The sequence below is a fragment of the Bacillus sp. FSL R9-9834 genome (assembly GCF_038006905.1).
Taxonomy (GTDB): Bacteria; Bacillota; Bacilli; order Bacillales; family Bacillaceae_G; genus Bacillus_A; species Bacillus_A pacificus.
On record NZ_JBBOWD010000001.1, the window covers coordinates 1,884,340 to 1,903,994 of the forward strand.

The following is a 19,655-nucleotide window of genomic DNA, read 5'->3' on the forward strand; positions in this document are numbered from 1 at the left end:
TTTTCAAAAATAAAAAACGTCCTATTACGGGACGTTTTTTATTATGCGTATTGTCGTTTTTTCTTAATAAGTAACAACACCTGTGAAACACAAGCAAGTACTGGTAGCTCAATTAACGGTCCAATAACGAGTGCAAGTGCAATAAGAGGCTCATTTGGAAAAGCTGTTACAGCAATAGCAAGTGCAACAGGCGAGTTTCTTGCTAACGTTGTTAAATTTAGACTTACTGTATCTTTATAAGATAAACGCATAACGCGCCCGATAAATTGTCCTAGTACAAAATTAATGATGAAGAACAATAGAACAGGAATGAGTAATAATAAAACGACATTCATATTTTGTAGTAAATATTTACCTTGTGATGCAAACATCGCTACGATTGCTAAACTTAAAAATACAATTTGGGCAGAGCTGAAAAACGGAATGAGTTTATTCTCGAGCGTTTCAGCTTTTTTCAGTTTATTCATAATGAATTTTGTAGCGTGTGCAAGTAAAAATGGTAAGACGATTACGATAACAATACTTTCTACTAAAACAGAAACCGCTACAGTCTTCATAACACCAGCGAATAAAAATAAATAAATGGGAAGTAGTAGTACTTGCAAAATTAAATTTACTGGTAAAATCGCTGTAGAAAGTGCTACATTACCTTTTGCTATTTCAGTAAAGATTAAGTACCAATCTGTACAGGGAGTAACCATTAGCATAATAAATCCAACCCAAAGCGCAGGGTGATCTGAAAGAAATAGTGCTCCTAATCCCCAAGCGAGTAAAGGTGTCCATAAGAAGTTAATAGTAAGACTTGTTCCAGCAAATTTTAAATTGCGAAATCCATTTTTTATTTCTTTTAATGGGATGCTGAGGAATAATCCATATAGCATGAAAAATAAAAAGGGAACAATAAATTTGTCTGAATACATATGTATAACATTAAATTGTCCAAGTATGATGCCGCATGTAACAGCAAAAAGAATAATAAAAGTTTGAATCTTTTCTATCGTGCTCATGAATGAATCCTTTCTAAATATGAATTTTCCTCTCTAATTTTATTATACAAGTAATAAGGCTGTAATTTGGTGTTCAATTGTATTTTAGTAAATGTTTTTAATTTGAGATTTATTTTTTTATTAAAAGTTACTTGACTAAAGTAAGTGACTATATTACAATCACTTACATAAGGTAATTAAATAACAAAAAGTTTTAATTAACTTTCCTTAAGGTATCAATTGGAACTTTTTATTAGAATAAGAATTTTTATGATGTTGAATAATGAATATGATAAGAAAGTTTAGGTGAAGAAAATGGGATTATTTAGCTCGTTATTTGGTAAAAAAGAAGAAAATCAAAAAGTAGAGGAGAATAAAACAATGTCAAAAGTATTATTTGTAAAAGCAAACGATCGCCCAGCGGAGCAAGCAGTTAGTTCAAAAATGTATGAAACATTTGTAAGTACTTATAAAGAAGCAAATCCGAATACAGAAATTACAGAGTTAGATTTATTTGCATTAGATCTTCCTTATTACGGAAATATTGCTATTTCAGGTGGATACAAACGTAGTCAAGGTATGGAATTAACAGCAGAAGAAGAGAAGGCAGTTGCTACAGTAGATCAATATTTAAATCAGTTTTTAGAAGCTGATAAAGTTGTATTTGCATTCCCATTATGGAACTTTACTGTACCAGCACCATTAATCACATATATTTCATATTTATCTCAAGCTGGAAAAACGTTTAAATATACAGCAAATGGTCCAGTAGGTTTAGCTGGTGATAAGAAAGTTGTTGTGTTAGGTGCTCGTGGTTCAGATTACTCTTCAGAACAAATGGCTCCTATGGAAATGGCCGTTAATTATGTAACGAATGTACTTGGATTCTGGGGAATTACAAATCCAGAGACTGTTGTAATTGAAGGGCACAACCAATATCCAGATCGCTCACAGCAAATTGTTGAAGAAGGTTTAGAGAACGTTAAGAAAGTAGCGGCGAAATTTTAATTAATTGATAGTAAAATGGAAAAACCAACATGGATGACCATGTTGGTTTTTTAGTCTATTTCTATGTTAAAAAATGTATATTTATAAAATAAATGAAAAGTTTGAAAATAGTATTGCAAAATATTATATATCAAACTATAATGAGTTCAAGAATAGTTGATACTTAAGTTAAATATTCAGAAAATTCAATTAGTTAAAATTGGAAATGACATAGGTTATTTTGAATGGAGGTTATATTATGACGAATAAAGTACCGTTTTCGTTCATAGTTGTTATTGGTTTAATGTTATTTGCACTATTTTTTGGGGCAGGAAATTTAATATTCCCAGCAATGCTTGGTCAATCGGCAGGAGAGAATGTGTGGATTGCTAACGCTGGATTTTTAGTAACAGGTGTAGGTTTACCGTTGCTAGGGGTATTAGCATTTGGAATCTCAGGTAAAGAAGATTTACAATCGTTAGCAAGTCGTGTACATCCAGTGTTCGGCATTGTATTTACGACAGTTTTATATTTAGCGATTGGTCCACTATTCGCTATTCCGAGAACAGGCAGCGTTTCTTATGAAATTGGTATGAAGCCTTTTGTACCAGAAGCTATGGATTCTTCAGCACTCATTCTTTTTACAATTATATTTTTTAGCATTACTTGTTTTTTTTCGCTAAATCCCGCGAAAATTGTCGATATTGTAGGAAAAATTTTAACACCAATTAAATTAACGTTTATTGGGATTTTAGTAGTATTTGCTTTTATTCATCCAATGGGAGAAATGCAAGCACCCGCAGAGGCATATACATCACATGCGTTCTTTAAAGGGTTCCAAGAAGGTTACTTAACAATGGATACGTTAGCATCATTCGTATTCGGTATTATCATCATCAATGCGATTAAAGAAAAGGGCGCAAAAACAAAAAAAGACATTATGATTGTTTGTGCAAAAGCAACATTGATTGCTGCATCTATTTTAGCAATGATTTATTCAGCACTTTCATTTATGGGAGCTTCAAGTGTTGCAAAACTTGGTCATTTAGATAATGGTGGTGCAGTATTAGCAAAAGTTTCAAACTATTATTTCGGGTCATACGGTGGAATTATATTAGGTATTATGGTTACAGCAGCATGTTTAACTACTAGTGTAGGACTTGTTTCAGCATGTTCTTCATTCTTCCATAAGCTATTCCCGAATGTTTCGTATAAAAAGATAGCAATCATCTTATCAGTGTTCAGTGCGGTTGTTGCAAATGTAGGTTTAACGCAATTAATTGCAATTTCTGTTCCTGTATTAATCGCAATTTATCCACTAGCAATCGTATTAATTTTCCTAACACTGCTTCACCCATTATTTAAAGGACGAGCAGAAGTGTATCAAGGTAGCTTGTTAATAACATTTATTGTAAGTATGTTTGATGGATTAAATGCAGCTGGTATGAAATTAGTAGTAGTGAACGATCTTCTTACTAATTTACTTCCAATGCATGAAGTAGGATTAGGTTGGATCTTCCCAGCGATTATCGGTGGATTTATCGGATATGGCATTAGTGTTTTAAAAGTGAAAAATAAAGTTCAACCAGTAGCTAGTACGAATAAGAAAATAGGTTAAATAAAAAAGTTATAGAACTTGTTTCTATAACTTTTTTTGTTACTATTAATAATGAGAAAAAATAAAGTAGTAGGGGAAATAAAATGAAAAAAACAATTGATCATATCGGCATCGCAGTTCGAGATATAGATAGTACGATACGTTTTTATGAAAAGGTGTTGTCAGGAACTTTAATAGATCGTTACGTAAGTGAAGCGCCTGGTGTTGAAAGCGAAGTAGCCATTCTTGAAGTGGATGGAGATAGAATTGAATTACTTGCGCCTACGAATAATACGACATCTCCAATAGCGCGCTTTATTAAACAAAAAGGTAAAGGTGTTCATCACGTGGCATATCGTGTCGGTGATTTAAATGTGGCTCTAGAAGAGCTAAAAGAACAAGGTATTCGAACGTTAGAGCATACACTTCGAATTAATAAGCACGGTAGAAGATTAATATATCTTAACCCAGCGGATACAGAGGGAACGATTATTGAGTATTGTGATTATCCGGAAGAGAAGTAGAGAAATTTTATGATGGAAGAAGGGCATTACGTAATAACGTAATGCTTTTTTTATTTATGTATTTCACACTTTCTTCACAAATGATTCACGATTACTTTTCTTCCTCAGGAACTTACATAAATATATTTTATGATATAATAACAATCGACTTTAAAAATGTAAGCTGTATCTATGAAAGTAGTTACTATTGTATTAGAAGTTTGGCGGTGAGAGATAAACAAAGAGTTATACCGTATAGAAGATTATATTTAATAAGGTTAATATTTCGCCGAAGAATAAAACCTGAGAATTTTAAGGAATGAAAGTATAGCGATGAGGAAGAAAGAAGTGAAATGATTGTGAAAGTAATGAAAAGGTTAGGGGCATGGCTATTCATTGCATGTGTGCTTATTATATTGATACCAAAAAGTGCATCTGCTCATGCGTACATTGTGAAATCAAACCCTGCTGAAAATGAAACGTTGAAGAAAGCACCAGCTGTTGTGCAAATTGAATTCGATGAGGACATACAAGTCTCAAGTTTTAATACATTGTATGTGAGAGATACATCAGGTAAAAGGGTCGATTTAAAAGATGCTAATATTGATAAAAAAAATAAAAAGCTATTAGAAGCCGGATTAAAAGAGAATCTCAAAAACGGTCTCTACTCTATTCAGTGGAAAGTGATTTCAGCTGATGGCCATCCAATTCAAGGAGTTATTCCATTCCGTATTGGATTAGCAGAAGTGGGAGTAGACGATGTAAAGGTAGAAGAGATGGGGTATGTCCCGCAAATTGATATGATTATGGAACGTGGAATTTTATATACAAGTTTCTCACTATTTATAGGAGTTCTCTTCTTTAATCTTATTATGTATAAGGGTAATGCAGCCTCGGTACGATCAAGGAGTAAGAACATAATATGGATCTCCTTATTTGGGATATTGATTAGTTTGTTATTCAATCTACCACTACAATCGAAAATAAATGCGGATGTTTCATGGCTAGAAGCATTCAATCCTTTACTATTAAAAGAAACATTACAGCTTTCTGTCTTTGGTTATATATGGATTACTCAAATGACTCTTATTAGTTCGCTTATAATCGTTACGTATTTTGCGATGAGGCGTGAGAAGCTGTCGTCGTTTCAAGTATGGAGCGTTCCAATAGTATTGTTTATTGGGCTACTTGTTATGAAAGCATTTAATAGTCATGCATATGGTTTAAAGTTTAAAGACATTGCTGTCGTTATGGATTTTTTACATTTATTAGCAGCTTCATTATGGATTGGTGGTCTATCGTCCATTATTTTTCTTTTACGTAAAGAGGATGACAAGTGGCATATGTATTGGGATATGATTAAGCGTTTTTCACCGTGGGCAACATGTGCTGTCATTGTGATTTTAATAACAGGTCTTTTTAACAGTACATTTTTTATTCCAACAATCCACTCGTTATTTGATACGAAGTATGGATTAGCTTTATTAGCAAAGGTGCTTTTATTCATTTTCATGGGGATATTGGGAATTATTCATTATGTGAAAGGGAGAATGAGAGCGGAGCAAGGATTAGGTGCTACGGTGAAAGTAGAGTTTATCATTGGAATTATCATTTTCGTAATCGTAGCTTTTATGACAAACGTACAAACACCACCTATGCCTCCTACTGGACCTTTTACAGAGAGTAAACAATTAGATAATGGATATGAAATGACGCTAAATGTAAGTCCTAATAGAGTAGGACAAAATATATTCCATATTACTTTAAAGGATGAGAATGGACAACCTGTTACTGATATGGAACAAATTATATTAACTACGCAATCGTTAGATATGAATATGGGAAAAGGATCATTTAAAGTTTCGGCAGTTTCACCGGGAGAATATGAAGCAGAAGGTATGTATATTAACATGACAGGCAACTGGAATATACAAGTACATGGATTAACAAAGTCTCTTGATAGCTTTGATACGGATTATAAATTTATTGTAGGTGGCAGATAAAGAGACGTTATAGATGAAAAGGAGCTAATAGAAAATGAAACGCATAAAAAAATTAGGAACAACAATGATCGCAACAGTAATTGCAATGGGAATTTTTTCGTTACCTGTTAGTGCGCACGTTACTGTAAAGCCAGCAACTTCTGACATTGGTTCTTGGGAGACTTACACGATAAAAGTACCAGTTGAAAAGAATGTAGCAACAACAAAAGTTACACTGAAAATACCGTCTGGTGTGGAATTCCAACAGTATGAACCAGTGCCAGGGTGGAAAGTGGAAGAACAAAAAGATAATGTTAGAAAAGTGAAAACTGTAGTATGGGAAGCAACAGGAGAAGGGATTTTACCCGGTCAGTTTCAGCGGTTTACTTTCGTCGCTAAAAATCCGGATAAAGAACAAAAAATAGCTTGGGATGCATATCAACAATATAAAGATGGAGAAATTGTTGAATGGACAGGCGATGAAAAAGCTGAAAAACCACATTCACTTACTACAATTGCAAAAGGTACGTCATTAACAGGAGAACACGGTGAAGTGTCTAATTTAGAAAAGAATGAAGGTACTAGTAATATGCAATTGATAGCGATTGTTTTATCTATTTTGGCGATTGTATCTTCGGTAGGTACGTGTGTGTTTGTAGTACGACGTAAAAAATAAGATATAAGAAAGAGCCTACAAACAGTAGGCTCTTTCCCATATTTATTTCACTTCAACTCGTTGCCCTACAGCAAGTGCTTTTGGCTTTATATTTACGAAACAAATACTCACTACAATAAATAATAGTCCGATGAATAAGCTAATCGTAATGGCCTCATGTAAGAAAATTGAACTTACAATAATAGCGATTAGTGGAATAAGAAATGTATAAGCCCCAACTTTACTTGCTTCACCAGCTCCAACAAGCGTGAAGTATGCAAGCCACCCCATTGCAATAACAAAGAATGAAATAAAGAGTAGTACACTAACAAATGGCATACTCCAAGCAATACTAGACCAACTTTCAAATTCTGAGCCAAATCCGACTAAACAAAGACCGCCGATAAGCAGCTGAATTGTTACCATCCAAATGGCGTTCACACGGTGACCAGTTTTTTTAATAAATACTGTTCCAAGTGCCCAGCCAATCGCACATCCTAATGCAAGAAGAATTCCAATGACAGAAATATGTCCAGTTAAACTACTAGAGCTAATCACTCCTACACCAATAAATCCAAGTACAAGCCCGAAAATTTTTAAACCGTACATTGATTCTTCAAGCCATATCCACGAGAAAATACCAAGTAAAACAGGTTGTAAAAATACGATAGCGGAAAATAGACCAGCAGGCATATATTGAAGGCCTACAGTTTGTAACCCGTAAAATATAATGATGTTAAGTAAAGAAGAAATAACGTATAAATGCCAAGTTTCTTTTAAGTGTAACTCTTTGTATTTCGGTAATGCGAACAGGAGTAAAATGAATCCTCCAATTAAAGTTCGAATGCCTGCAAATAAAACGGGTGGTGTATAATGCAAGGCAAACTTAGATAAAGGCCAATTGATTCCCCACATGAAAACGAGAAAGGTAAGGATTATGGCCGTCTTAGTTCGAGAAAGCTGTGTCACTGTAAGACCTCCTTGTTGTTATTCATTTCACTATGATATGATATCGACTGTAATAAATAAAATGAATCTTTTTTATGAGGAGTATAAGTGATTAGTTATGACTATTACACAACTACAAGTATTAATAAAAACTGTTGAGTTAGGTAGTTTTACGAAGGCTGCTCGGGTGTTAAATATGACGCAACCAGCTGTAAGTCATGCCATTTCAAGTATAGAATCAGAGTTAGGAGTTACGATTCTTATACGGGATAAACGAAAAGGGTTACTCGTTACGGATGTAGGAAACAGAATTCTTGTACATATTAGAGAGGTTTTGAGCAGTGTAGAGAAGATTGAACAAGAAGTTGCAATGGAGAAAGGGCACGAAGTTGGGACGATTCGAATTGGGAGCTTTCCGAGTGCTTCTGCACATTTCTTACCGAAAATGATAAACCATTTTAAGGAGAAGTATCCGAACTTAGAAGTCGTTCTTTGTGAAGGAACGATTAAGGAAGTTGAAGATTGGTTAGTATCGAGGGTTGTTGATATAGGAATTGTTATTTTACCTAATAAAGAGATGGAGATTGTTCCATTAACGAAGGGGAAAATGGTTGCTATTTTAAGAGAGGATCATCCTCTTTGCAAGAAGGAAGCTATTACAATTCGTGATTTGGAGAATGAACCGATCATATTATGTAAGGGCGGATACGAACCACCCATTATCGATATGTTTAAACAAGCCAACGTACCACTTCGGGCTGAGTATGTAATTTCTACCGTTACTACCGCTTTAAATATGATTCAAGAAGGGCTAGGTATTGCAATATTAGCTGAATTATCTTTAACGAATTTACCAAAAAATGTGCAAACGAGAGAATTAGAACCACAAGTATGGAGAGAAATTGCTTTAGCTGTTCCTTCATTAAAGGATTCTTCAATCGCTGTGCAGCTATTTATTGAAGAATTTCAAGGGCTATTTGCAGAATAAAAAGAGGTGTCTCATATATCGTAATGGGACACTTTTTAATTTGCTTATAAAAAATCTATGAAAAGGATTGACTTATCTTTTGGTTGTAACTATAATGATTACATCAAGGTGGTGATCACGATGAAAATTAGTAGCCGCTTTTCCATAGCTGTTCATATTTTATCTATTTTGAAAAACAATCCATCTTCACTTTGTACTTCAGACTATATGGCTGAAAGTGTCAATACAAATCCAGTAGTCATTCGTAAAATGATGTCGTATTTGAAACAAGCTGGCTTTGTTTACGTCAATCGTGGACCGGGTGGCGCGGGATTACTAAAGGATTTACATGAAATCACATTGTTAGATGTGTATCATGCAGTGAACGTAGTCGAAGAAGACAAGTTATTTCATATTCACGAGCAACCGAACCCAGATTGTCCAATTGGGGCGAACATTCAAGCGGTGTTAGAAATTATTTTAATTCAAGCGCAATCCGCGCTGGAAGAAGTTTTGAGAAATATTACGATGGGTCAATTGTTTGAATCGTTGCAAGAAAAAATGCATGCTTAAATCATATTTATATTTTTTTTATCATTAATGTAACTAATATGATTACAACTAAAGGGAAGGTGTAAAAGTTATGACTGTAAAAATGAAAGTATACTCAGATTTTATATGTCCGTTTTGTTTTTTAGCAAAAGGTCCATTAGATGAGGTAGCGAAAGAGAAAGATGTAGAGATTGAATGGATGCCATTTGAATTACGTCCAAGTCCATATTCAAAAATAGATCCATGGAATGAGCCAGAAAAATTAGGTTCATGGGATGCTTTCATTCTTCCGACAGCGAAGAAGTTAGGAGTTGAAATGCGTTTGCCACGTGTTTCACCACATCCATATACACATTTAGCTTTTGAAGGATGTCAATTTGCGAAAGAACGTGGACTAGGTAATGAGTATCATCACCGCGTATTCACAGCGTTTTTCCAAGAAGAGCAAAACATTGAAGATATTGATGTGTTAACAAAATTAGCGGTAGAAGTAGGTCTTCCTGAAGCCGAATTTAAAGATGCTTTAGTAACTCGTAAATATAAAGAAAAGCATCAAGAAGCAATTCAGCACGCATATGAGGAAGCGAATATTATGGCTGTTCCAACTGTCATGATTGGAGATGAAGTCATTCAAGGGCTTGCTAGTAAAGAAACGCTACAACGAGTCATTGATAAAGAAATTGAAAAAGAAAAAACAAATTCATTTGAAGGTATGCAATGTAATACCGATGGATATTGCTAATTCGCTTGTTATGAAATAACAAAATAAATTATAAAACAAACATTTGGAGGAATGAAAATGTCAGCAACTACAACAAACTTAAAAGAAGCAATCGTGAACCGCCGTTCGATTCGTAAAGTAACAAAAAACGATGCAATTACGAAAGAAAGAATTGAAGAAGTGTTAAAAACAGCTTTACACGCACCAACATCTTTCAATATGCAAAGTGGTCGTATGGTTGTATTAATGGATGGAGAGCATGAAAAGTTTTGGGATATTGTAAAAGAAACATTAAGAGCCCGCGTACCAGCAGAAAACTTTGAAGCGACTGTAGAAAGACTAAAAGGTTTTCATGCAGGTGTAGGGACTGTACTATTCTTTGAAGATCAAGCAACTGTAGAAAAAATGCAAGAAAACGCACCATTATATAAAGATCAGTTCCCATTCTGGTCTCATCAAGGAAATGCAATGTTACAACATACTGTGTGGATGTTATTATCTGCTGAAGGAATTGGGGCGTCATTACAACATTACAACCCAATCGTAGATGCTGAAGTGAAAGAAACTTGGAACATTCCAGCTGAGTGGAGCTTAGTAGGTCAAATGCCATTTGGTGAACCAAACGAACAACCAGCAGAAAGAACGTTCTTGCCTACTGAAGATGTAGTGAAATTTTATTAAGAAATACAATATGTAACGAGAAGGAAGCTGTGCTTAAAAACAGCTTCCTTTTTTGTAGTGGTGTTAATTTATGCGCATTTAGGGAAGAAATATAAGAAATAATCCGTTGAGAAGGGAATTAGGAAAATGAATGATGAGAAAAAATATACAGTGGTAGGTACTGATGTTGAGGAAGTAAAGCGTTTAAATAAAAATTCAGGGTTAACGTATAATCAAGTGAAAGAAATGTTAGCAAAGCAAATGCAAAAAAAGAAGTAATTAGATTGAAATCTTTCATTTTTTCATTTAGCATTTTGATTGGAGAGAGTTAAGTAAAAGGTAACTCTCTTTTTCGTATAAAGAAGCACCTTATAGAGTGGAGGAGGCAACATGAAGAAATGGGTAAAGGTAACGCTGTCTATCGCTGGAGGCGTTGTTTTATTAGCGTGTGCTGGCGGATATTACGTATATAAAAATTATTTTCCAAAGGAACCTGAGCGTATCGTATATGATAAAGATAGAGTGTTAAAACCGATACATAACCAGTTAAAAGGAATTAACATAGAAAATGTAAAGATAAAAGAAAAAGAAGTCGTAAATGCGACTATAGATGAGCTTCAAAAAATGATTGATGATGGAAAGTTGTCATATGAAGAATTAACGAGTATTTATCTTTTTAGAATACAAGAACATGATCAAAATGGAATAACATTAAATGCTGTTACAGAGATAAACCCTAATGCGATGGAGGAAGCAAGAAAGTTAGATCAAGAGCGAGGTAGAAATAAAAAATCGAATTTATATGGTATTCCTGTCATTGTAAAAGATAATGTACAGACGGAAAAAGTGATGCCGACTAGTGCAGGAACGTATGTGTTAAAAGATTGGATTGCAGATGAGGATGCGACGATTGTGAAAAAGTTGAAAGAAGAAGGTGCTTTTGTTTTAGGAAAAGCGAATATGTCTGAGTGGGCAAATTATTTATCCTTTACAATGCCTAGCGGATATAGCGGGAAAAAAGGACAAAATTTGAATCCGTATGGTCCGATTACGTTTGATACATCAGGATCAAGCTCTGGATCTGCTACAGTAGTTGCAGCAAATTTTGCACCGCTTGCAGTCGGAACAGAAACGACAGGATCGATTGTAGCACCTGCAGCGCAGCAATCAGTAGTTGGGTTACGTCCATCACTAGGTATGGTGAGTAGATCAGGCATTATTCCATTAGCTGAAACACTTGATACAGCAGGACCGATGGCAAGAACGGTAAAGGATGCTGCAACGTTATTTAACATAATGGTAAGTTATGATGAAAAAGATGCAATGACAGAAAAAATGAAAGATAAAGAAAGAATGGATTATACGAAAGACTTATCAATAGACGGTTTGAAAGGGAAAAAAGTAGGAGTACTATTTTCAATAGATCGACAAGATGACAATAGAAAAGAAGTAGCACAAAAGATAAGAAAAGACCTTCAAGATGCAGGTGCAATATTGACTGATGATATTCAGTTAAACGCTGAGGGTGTAGATAATCTACAAACATTAGAATATGAATTCAAACATAATGTTAACGATTTTCTTTCAAAGCAAAAAAATGTACCGGTAAAATCGTTAGAAGAGATTATAGCGTTTAATAAAAAGGATAGTAATAGACGAATAAAATATGGACAAACATTAATTGAGGCGTCTGAAAAATCTGCTATAACGAAAGATGAGTTTGAAAAAGTAGTGCAAACGAGTCAAGAAAATGCAAGAAAAGAGCTAGATAGATATTTAGTAGAAAAAGGTTTGGATGCTCTAGTTATGATTAATAACGAGGAAGTTCTTCTATCAGCTATAGCTGGCTATCCAGAATTAGCGGTGCCAGCAGGATATGATAACAATGGAGAGCCAGTAGGTGCAGTGTTTGTCGGGAAGCAATTCGGTGAGAAGGAACTGTTCAATATTGGATATGCGTATGAGCAGCAGTCTAGCAATAGAAAATCACCTAAATTGTAAAAGGTTAAACGAAAAAAAGAGCTCAACTGAAGTAAGTAGGTGGGCTAATATAAATAGAATCTAACAATATAAAAAGAAAAAAGGATTCTTCCTAATTAGTAAGAAAGATTGTCTATAGAAGTTCATAAAATGTAATATATTCAATTTCCATCCATTGAAGGGGGAGGTTAAATCTTAATGAATGAAGTGAAAAATTTTTTTCGAAGTAGAGGGTTTCAACGGTTTCTCGTTTTAATAATAGTAGCGCTTGTATTATATGGATTAAAAAGTATGATCAATTTAATATTAATTACGTTTATACTGACATTTTTAATGGATCGATTTCAACGTTTTATTTCAAAGAAATTGAAAGTGAATCGGAAAATTGTTATTGCCTGTTTGTATATCATATTAGTTTCCTTTATTGGCACGACATTGTATAAATATTTACCTGTGTTAACGGTACAAATTTCGCAATTGATTTATCAATTTAAATTGTTTTTTCAAAACCCGCCTGATAATGAAATCATTAAATATGCACTTTCGACAATTAACGGAATGGAAGTATCAAAGTATATAGAACAAGGTGTAGATGTTATCTATCAATCGATAGCAAATATAGGGAAGGTAAGTTTACAAATATTATTGTCTCTCATATTAAGCTTATTTTTCTTATTAGAAAAAGAGCGTATTATTACATTTACTTCTAAATTTAAAGAGAGTAAGCTAAAGATTTTTTATGAAGAGATTGCATATTTTGGCGAAAGGTTCGCAAGATCATTCGGTAAAGTAATTGAAGCGCAGTTTTTAATTGCGGTTGTAAATTGTATTCTTACTGTTATTGCATTAATTGTTTTAGGATTTCCGCAGCTTCTCGTATTAGCTGTTATGATTTTCTTACTTGGATTAATTCCTGTTGCCGGGGTAATTATTTCCTTGTTTCCACTTTGTATTATTGCATATAATGTAGGCGGAGTTATGTACGTGGTATACATACTTATTTTCATTACAGTAATCCATGCTCTTGAAAGTTATTTTTTAAATCCGAAGTTTATGTCTGCGAAAACAAATTTACCAATCTTTTATACATTTATGATTCTCATCTTTTCTGAACATTTCCTTGGAATATGGGGGCTTATTATCGGGATACCAATCTTCATCTTCTTATTAGATGTACTTGATGTAAATAATGAGGAATCGATTAAAAAATAGAAAATAAAGCAAAAAGCAATCCAACAAATTTTGGATTGCTTTTTGCATATATCATTAAAGAACAGGAGCCATTGTTTCTTTCAACACTTGAACAGAGTGATCGAATTTTAATTCTTCGTCTTCACTTAATTCTACTTCTAAAATTTCACGAACACCGCCGCGATTTAAAACAGCAGGTACACCGATATACACATCTTTTTGACCATATTGACCTTCTAAGTAAGCCGATACAGTTAATACACTATTTTCATCATTTAAAATCGCTTTAGTAACACGTAGAAGTGACATACCAATACCATAATAAGTTGCACCTTTTCGCTCAATAATATGGTAAGCTGCATCACGAACGTTTATGAAAATTTTGTCTAAATCTTCTTGATTATACGTGTTGTCTTTTTCAAGCAGTGTTTGTAGTTTTTGAATACCTACTGATACGTGGCTCCAAACTGGAAGTTCAGTATCGCCATGTTCGCCGATAATATAAGCGTGAATGTTGTGTGGACCAATATTGAAGTACTCACCTAACATATAGCGGAAACGAGCAGAATCAAGTGTTGTACCAGAACCAATTACGCGCTCTTTCGGTAAACCAGATTCTTTCCAAGTTACGTAAGTTAAAATATCGACAGGGTTAGTTGCGATTAAGAAGATACCATCGAAGCCGCTATCCATAATACTACGAACAATTTGTTTAAAGATTTTTGCGTTTTTCTCAACTAAATCTAAACGTGTTTCGCCTGGTTTTTGTGGTAATCCAGCCGTAATGACTACAAGATCAGCATCTTTACAATCTTCATAGCTACCTTTCCATACTCTAGTTGGAGCTGGCGCGAATGGAACAGCATGACTTAAATCCATTGCTTCCCCTTCAGCTTTTGCTTCGTTTACATCAACTAAAACAAATTCTTCAGCCACAGCTTGATTAATCATACAGTAAGCATAACTACATCCAACCGCTCCTGTTCCTACTAATACAACACGGTTAATCCCTTTTTTCATTTCAAAATTCCTCGCAATTTCATTAATTTTATTATGTAAGATAATACGTCTTACTTCTATAGAGTCATATCTAGTTTATTACATTTTATAAAAGATATTCAAGTAATTGAAAATGTATCCGTGCAATTCTTTGCATGAAACATAGGAAGTAAGTTAATCGAATATAATGCAATAAAATCCTTTATTGAAGGGGAAAAGGGCATGATGCAGCCATTAACGATGGAAAGAATGCTTCATATTATTAATGTGGGGCTCGTTAAAACGAAGAATCCAAAGCATATTATTATTGCTGGTGCAGGGATTTCAGGATTAGTTGCAGCATCATTATTGAAAGAAGCAGGTCATAACATAACCATTTTAGAAGCGAATAACCGAATAGGCGGAAGAATATATACGATGCGTGAACCGTTTAGCAGAGGTTTATATTTTAATGCAGGGCCGATGCGAATTCCTGAAACACACGAGTTAACTTTAGCATACATTCGTAAATTTAAATTACCGTTAAATCTTTTTATAAATAAAACCGCTTCAGATATTATTTATACGAATAATATTAAAACGAGATTGAGCATATTCGAAAAAAATCCAAGTATACTTGGATATCCAATTTTGGAGAGCGAAAAAGGTAAAACAGCAGAAGAATTAATGTTGGCAGTATTAGAACCCATACTAAATTTTATAAAAAAAGATCCTAATAAAAACTGGATTATCGTTGAAAAAAAGTATAAAGCATATTCGCTCGGCACATTTTTAACTGAATATTATTCAGACGGTGCAATAGACATGATCGGGGTACTTCTTGATATGGAAGCTTATATGGGAATGTCTTTAATTGAAGTATTACGGGAAATGATTTTTTTTACTTCAACGACGAAATATTATGAGATAACAGGTGGCATGGATGCATTACCAAATTCATTTTTACCAGATTTAAAAGATAATATTTTTATGCCGTATAAAGTAGAAAAAATTATACAGGAAGATAATAAGGTAATGATGCAAGTAACAAATGAACGAACGTTACATTCGTTTATGGTAACAGGCGACATTGCTATTGTCACAATTCCATTTTCAGCGTTACGATTTGTAGAAGTTCAGCCATACCATTTATTCTCTTATTTTAAAAGACGAGCAATTCGTGAATTGAATTATATTGCTGCAACGAAAATTGCGATAGAGTTTAAAAGTAGATTTTGGGAGAAAGCGGGACAGTGTGGTGGTAAATCTATTACAGATTTACCTATACGTTTTACATACTATCCGAGCTATGGCATTCATACTCCAGGACCAGCTATCGTTATAGCAAGTTATACGTGGGCAGATGAGGCATTAACATGGGATAGTCTCTCGCAAAGAGATCGTATTCGTTACGCATTAAAAAATTTAGCGGAAATATACGGTGACATCGTCTATAGTGAGTTTGTCACTGGAACCTCTTTTAGCTGGAGTCAAAATCCGTATTCTTGCGGCGCATTTACAGCGTTCGAACCGGGCCAAGAGCTCGAGTTATTTCCGTATATTACACCACCATCTGGGAAAGTACATTTTGCAGGAGAGCATACGACATTAACACATGGATGGATGCAAGGAGCAATAGAGTCTGGAATTAGAGTTGCGTATGAAGTAAACGAACAGTGAAGATATATTTACAAATCACGACTCTTTTAATAAAATAATAAATATAAATCGTAATTATTACGCTTTGAATACGTTTGAAATAAAGAAATGGATGGTCGATCAAATGAATAAAGTAGAAATTCATATATTAGGTGGCTTTTTAGGTAGTGGAAAATCAACGCTATTACAAAATTTATTGTTAGCGGAGAAAAAGAAGAATAGAAAAGTTGCAGTATTGATGAATGAAATTGGTGAATACTCGGTAGATACCGATATTATTGGAAAAGAGAATGTTTTAAGGGAACTTCTGAAAGGATGTATTTGTTGTACGTTAAAAGAAGAGCTTGAAATACAGTTGCATTCGTTATATCAGCAAGAAAGACCAGATGTCATTTATATAGAAACGACAGGTGTTGCGCATCCAATTGAAGTGTTAGATGCATGTGTATCACCAATTTTAGCACCTTTCTTAGAAGTGAAATCCATTGTAGTCGTTTTAGATGCAGTAAGATGGTTAAATCGAAGTGTATTAAGTGCAAACGTTCAGCAATTATTGCATGAGCAACTGAAGTTTGGTAGTCACATTTTAATTAATAAATCAGATTTACTAACAGGTGCGGATAAGAACAAAGTAATAGAAGAAGTGAAAGTGATAAATAATCATGCGAAATTGTTTGAAACAAAATATTGTAATATATCTTTAGAAGACATAGAAGAAGCTGAATTTACGAATGACGCGGAACATGAGACACTACATGTAAAACAGCATTTACATATACAAACGATGACGTATCAATTTACGAAATCGATTGATCAAGATAAATTATACGAATGGCTTTCAAATTTACCAGATAGTATTTATCGCGTAAAAGGTTTTGTGAAATTTCATGGGGACAAATATCCTCACTTATTCCAATACTCGTTCGGAGTACCGACTTTACTGGAACAAGACTTCGGTTTCCCAACGAACTTAGTAGTAATAGGGGAAGGGCTAGATAAGAAGCAATTGGCTGAAGGGTTAGAGGAAGTGGAAAATAATTCTAATTAAGATAAAAGGCCTAACTTATTTTTAAGTTAGGCCTTTTTGTATGTAGAAAAACACTTGCAGATTTTGTCTAACGATAATAATTGTAAAATTAAGAAAAATATTTATAATCAAATCTAAGAGGTGATTCAGGTGTCAGAAAAAATAATAATGGATGTAAAAAACTTAACAACAAAAGGGTTAGAAACGAGAGAGAAATTATTGTGTGCTGCAGAAGAGGTATTTGGTAGTAAAGGATATTACGAGGCTTCTATCGTGAATATTACACAAGAAGCAAAGGTAGCGCACGGAACTTTCTATAATTACTTTCCATCTAAAAAAGATATATTTGATGAATTGATTCGCAGATTGAACCGTGAGTTACGCTTGCTTATTAAAGAAGAAATGAAGGGAATATCAAGTTATGAAGAGGCACAAAGAAGAGGTTTTCAGGCTTTTTTTCGGTGGGTGAAAGATCGACCTAATCTATATAACATTGTACAACAAGCAGTAGTAGTTGATGATAATTTATATAGATGGTACTATGCAAAGCTCGCAAATGGATTTTTAAAAAGTTTATCAGCTGGTATGGAAGCGGGAGAGTTTAAACAACTTGATACAGAAACAATTGCGTATTGTCTTATGTCAATTGGACAATTTCTAGGTATGCGATGGGGTTATTGGGAAGAGAAAGATGTTCCAGAAGATGTATTTGAAGCAGCGATGTCATTAATATTTGAAGGATTGAGAAAGAGATAAGGGAGTGGGGAACATATGCAAGGCATTGCTTATTGGATTGAAAAACGTGCCTATTTACATCCAGATCGCATTGCTATTATTACAGATGAGGAGGAAATGACATATAAACAGTTACATGAGTATGTAAATAAAGTAGCCGCATATTTCATTTACGACTTACATGTGCAAAAAGGAGAAAGGATAGCTATTTTATCGCAAAATAGCTTGGAATATATTGTGCTTTTATTCGCTATAGCAAAAGTAGAATGTATTGCTGTTCCACTGAATATACGGTTAACAGAAAATGAACTTATATTTCAGTTAAAAGATAGTGGAACTACATTGTTATTTGTAGAGGAAACATTTCAAAATATGGCAATGTCAATGCAGAAGGTATCGTATGTACAAAGTGTGATTTCGATTACAAGTTTAAATGAAATAGAAGATAGAAAAATTGATAACTTTGAAGAGATAAATGAAAGCGCATCCTTTATTATATGTTATACCTCAGGGACAACTGGAAAACCGAAAGGAGCTGTACTTACACAAGACAATATGTTTTGGAATGCACTAAATAATACATTTGCGATTGATCTAACTATTCACGATCGCTCCATTGTATTACTGCCTTTATTTCACATTGGTGGGATTGGTTTATTCGCATTTCCAACTTTATTTGCAGGTGGTGTAATCATTGTTCCAAGAAAATTTGAGCCAACTACAGCTCTTTCTATGATAGAAAAACATAAAGTGACTGTAGTGATGGGAGTACCTACAATTCATCAAGCATTAGTGAATTGCGAGAATTTTGAAACTGCAAATTTGCAATCAGTTCGCTGGTTTTATAACGGTGGTGCTCCATGTCCAGAAGAGTTGATGAGAGAATTTATAGATAGAGGATTTTTATTTGGTCAAGGCTTTGGTATGACTGAAACATCACCAACCGTATTTATGCTTTCAGAAGAAGATGCAAGACGTAAAGTAGGTTCAATTGGAAAGCCTGTTCTGTTTTGTGATTATGTACTTATTGATGAAAACAAAAATAAAGTTGAGATTGGTGAAGTTGGAGAGCTACTTATAAGAGGACCAAATGTAATGAAAGAGTATTGGAATCGGCCACATGCAACAAAAGAAGCGATTCAAGATGGTTGGTTATATACGGGAGATTTAGCTAGAGTTGATGAAGATGGTTTTGTATACATTGTCGGTAGAAAAAAAGAAATGATAATTTCCGGTGGTGAAAATATTTATCCACTTGAAGTAGAGCAAGTCATTAATAAGCTTTCGGACGTATATGAGGTAGCGGTCGTTGGTAGGCAACATGTAAAGTGGGGAGAGACTCCAATCGCCTTTATTGTGAAAAAGGGTAGCAGTGTATTAACTGAAAAGGAAGTCATTGAACATTGTCGTTTATTTCTAGCAAAATATAAAATACCGAAAGAGATTATTTTTCTAAAAGAATTGCCTAAAAATGCAACTGGTAAAATTCAAAAAGCACAGTTAGTAAATCAATTGAAAAGTAGGTGA

General features: G+C 34.1%; 19 protein-coding genes. 16 read left to right on the forward strand and 3 right to left on the reverse strand.

Annotated features, from left to right (window positions below; all coding sequences use genetic code 11):
* Positions 1 to 41 precede the first annotated feature (41 nt).
* A complete protein-coding gene (locus MKY00_RS09795; protein ID WP_016717196.1) occupies positions 42 to 1,007 on the reverse strand; it encodes an arsenic resistance protein in 966 nt (321 codons plus the stop codon).
* A 294-nt stretch (positions 1,008 to 1,301) separates the two neighbouring features.
* Between MKY00_RS09795 and MKY00_RS09800 the strand changes: the two genes are divergently transcribed.
* The 5 genes from MKY00_RS09800 (at position 1,302) to MKY00_RS09820 (ending at position 6,731) form a co-directional block, all read left to right on the forward strand.
* A complete protein-coding gene (locus MKY00_RS09800; RefSeq protein ID WP_016717197.1) occupies positions 1,302 to 1,994 on the forward strand; it encodes an FMN-dependent NADH-azoreductase in 693 nt (230 codons plus the stop codon).
* Positions 1,995 to 2,232: 238 nt separating this feature from the next.
* Positions 2,233 to 3,591: a branched-chain amino acid transport system II carrier protein gene (gene brnQ, locus MKY00_RS09805; RefSeq protein ID WP_016717198.1), complete on the forward strand. Its 1,359-nt coding sequence runs from the start codon at positions 2,233 to 2,235 to the stop codon at positions 3,589 to 3,591.
* Positions 3,592 to 3,674: 83 nt separating this feature from the next.
* The gene (locus MKY00_RS09810) at positions 3,675 to 4,094 is read left to right on the forward strand and encodes a VOC family protein (RefSeq protein ID WP_016717199.1); all 420 of its coding nucleotides are present in this window, start codon (positions 3,675 to 3,677) and stop codon (positions 4,092 to 4,094) included.
* Positions 4,095 to 4,426: 332 nt separating this feature from the next.
* Positions 4,427 to 6,076, forward strand: coding sequence for a copper resistance CopC/CopD family protein (locus MKY00_RS09815; protein ID WP_016717200.1), 1,650 nt, complete (start codon positions 4,427 to 4,429; stop codon positions 6,074 to 6,076).
* Between the two features lie 34 nt (positions 6,077 to 6,110).
* Positions 6,111 to 6,731 carry a YcnI family copper-binding membrane protein gene (locus MKY00_RS09820; RefSeq protein WP_016717201.1) on the forward strand — a complete coding sequence of 207 codons (621 nt, stop codon included), beginning with the start codon at positions 6,111 to 6,113 and terminating at the stop codon, positions 6,729 to 6,731.
* A 42-nt stretch (positions 6,732 to 6,773) separates the two neighbouring features.
* Here MKY00_RS09820 and MKY00_RS09825 read toward each other — a convergent pair whose 3' ends face one another.
* A complete protein-coding gene (locus MKY00_RS09825; protein WP_016717202.1) occupies positions 6,774 to 7,679 on the reverse strand; it encodes a DMT family transporter in 906 nt (301 codons plus the stop codon).
* A 97-nt stretch (positions 7,680 to 7,776) separates the two neighbouring features.
* Between MKY00_RS09825 and MKY00_RS09830 the strand changes: the two genes are divergently transcribed.
* The 7 genes from MKY00_RS09830 to MKY00_RS09860 all read left to right on the forward strand — a co-directional run bounded on the left by MKY00_RS09830 (position 7,777) and on the right by MKY00_RS09860 (position 13,750).
* On the forward strand, positions 7,777 to 8,646 hold the full coding sequence (locus MKY00_RS09830) for a LysR family transcriptional regulator (protein ID WP_016717203.1): 870 nt from the start codon (positions 7,777 to 7,779) through the stop codon (positions 8,644 to 8,646).
* A 120-nt stretch (positions 8,647 to 8,766) separates the two neighbouring features.
* On the forward strand, positions 8,767 to 9,198 hold the full coding sequence (locus tag MKY00_RS09835) for an Rrf2 family transcriptional regulator (RefSeq protein ID WP_016717204.1): 432 nt from the start codon (positions 8,767 to 8,769) through the stop codon (positions 9,196 to 9,198).
* Positions 9,199 to 9,268: 70 nt separating this feature from the next.
* A complete protein-coding gene (locus MKY00_RS09840) occupies positions 9,269 to 9,919 on the forward strand; it encodes a DsbA family oxidoreductase (protein ID WP_016717205.1) in 651 nt (216 codons plus the stop codon).
* A gap of 57 nt (positions 9,920 to 9,976) precedes the next feature.
* A complete protein-coding gene (locus tag MKY00_RS09845) occupies positions 9,977 to 10,579 on the forward strand; it encodes a nitroreductase family protein (protein ID WP_001277021.1) in 603 nt (200 codons plus the stop codon).
* Between the two features lie 126 nt (positions 10,580 to 10,705).
* Complete coding sequence (locus tag MKY00_RS09850; protein WP_000997344.1) at positions 10,706 to 10,837, forward strand: hypothetical protein; 132 nt, start codon at positions 10,706 to 10,708, stop codon at positions 10,835 to 10,837.
* 111 nt (positions 10,838 to 10,948) lie between these two features.
* Positions 10,949 to 12,559 (forward strand): amidase family protein, encoded by a 1,611-nt coding sequence (locus MKY00_RS09855; protein WP_016717206.1) that lies wholly within the window; start codon positions 10,949 to 10,951, stop codon positions 12,557 to 12,559.
* Between the two features lie 177 nt (positions 12,560 to 12,736).
* On the forward strand, positions 12,737 to 13,750 hold the full coding sequence (locus tag MKY00_RS09860; RefSeq protein ID WP_016717207.1) for an AI-2E family transporter: 1,014 nt from the start codon (positions 12,737 to 12,739) through the stop codon (positions 13,748 to 13,750).
* A gap of 54 nt (positions 13,751 to 13,804) precedes the next feature.
* Here MKY00_RS09860 and MKY00_RS09865 read toward each other — a convergent pair whose 3' ends face one another.
* Positions 13,805 to 14,749: an L-lactate dehydrogenase gene (locus tag MKY00_RS09865; protein ID WP_000715326.1), complete on the reverse strand. Its 945-nt coding sequence runs from the start codon at positions 14,747 to 14,749 to the stop codon at positions 13,805 to 13,807.
* Between the two features lie 201 nt (positions 14,750 to 14,950).
* On the opposite strand from MKY00_RS09865, the gene MKY00_RS09870 reads away from it, so the two are divergent.
* The 4 genes from MKY00_RS09870 to MKY00_RS09885 all read left to right on the forward strand — a co-directional run bounded on the left by MKY00_RS09870 (position 14,951) and on the right by MKY00_RS09885 (position 19,655).
* Positions 14,951 to 16,387, forward strand: coding sequence for a flavin monoamine oxidase family protein (locus MKY00_RS09870; protein ID WP_016717208.1), 1,437 nt, complete (start codon positions 14,951 to 14,953; stop codon positions 16,385 to 16,387).
* 103 nt (positions 16,388 to 16,490) lie between these two features.
* Positions 16,491 to 17,414, forward strand: a complete 924-nt coding sequence (locus MKY00_RS09875) for a CobW family GTP-binding protein (protein ID WP_029141102.1) — start codon at positions 16,491 to 16,493, stop codon at positions 17,412 to 17,414.
* Between the two features lie 129 nt (positions 17,415 to 17,543).
* Positions 17,544 to 18,149, forward strand: coding sequence for a TetR/AcrR family transcriptional regulator (locus MKY00_RS09880; RefSeq protein ID WP_016717210.1), 606 nt, complete (start codon positions 17,544 to 17,546; stop codon positions 18,147 to 18,149).
* 15 nt (positions 18,150 to 18,164) lie between these two features.
* Positions 18,165 to 19,655, forward strand: coding sequence for an o-succinylbenzoate--CoA ligase (locus MKY00_RS09885; protein WP_073529996.1), 1,491 nt, complete (start codon positions 18,165 to 18,167; stop codon positions 19,653 to 19,655).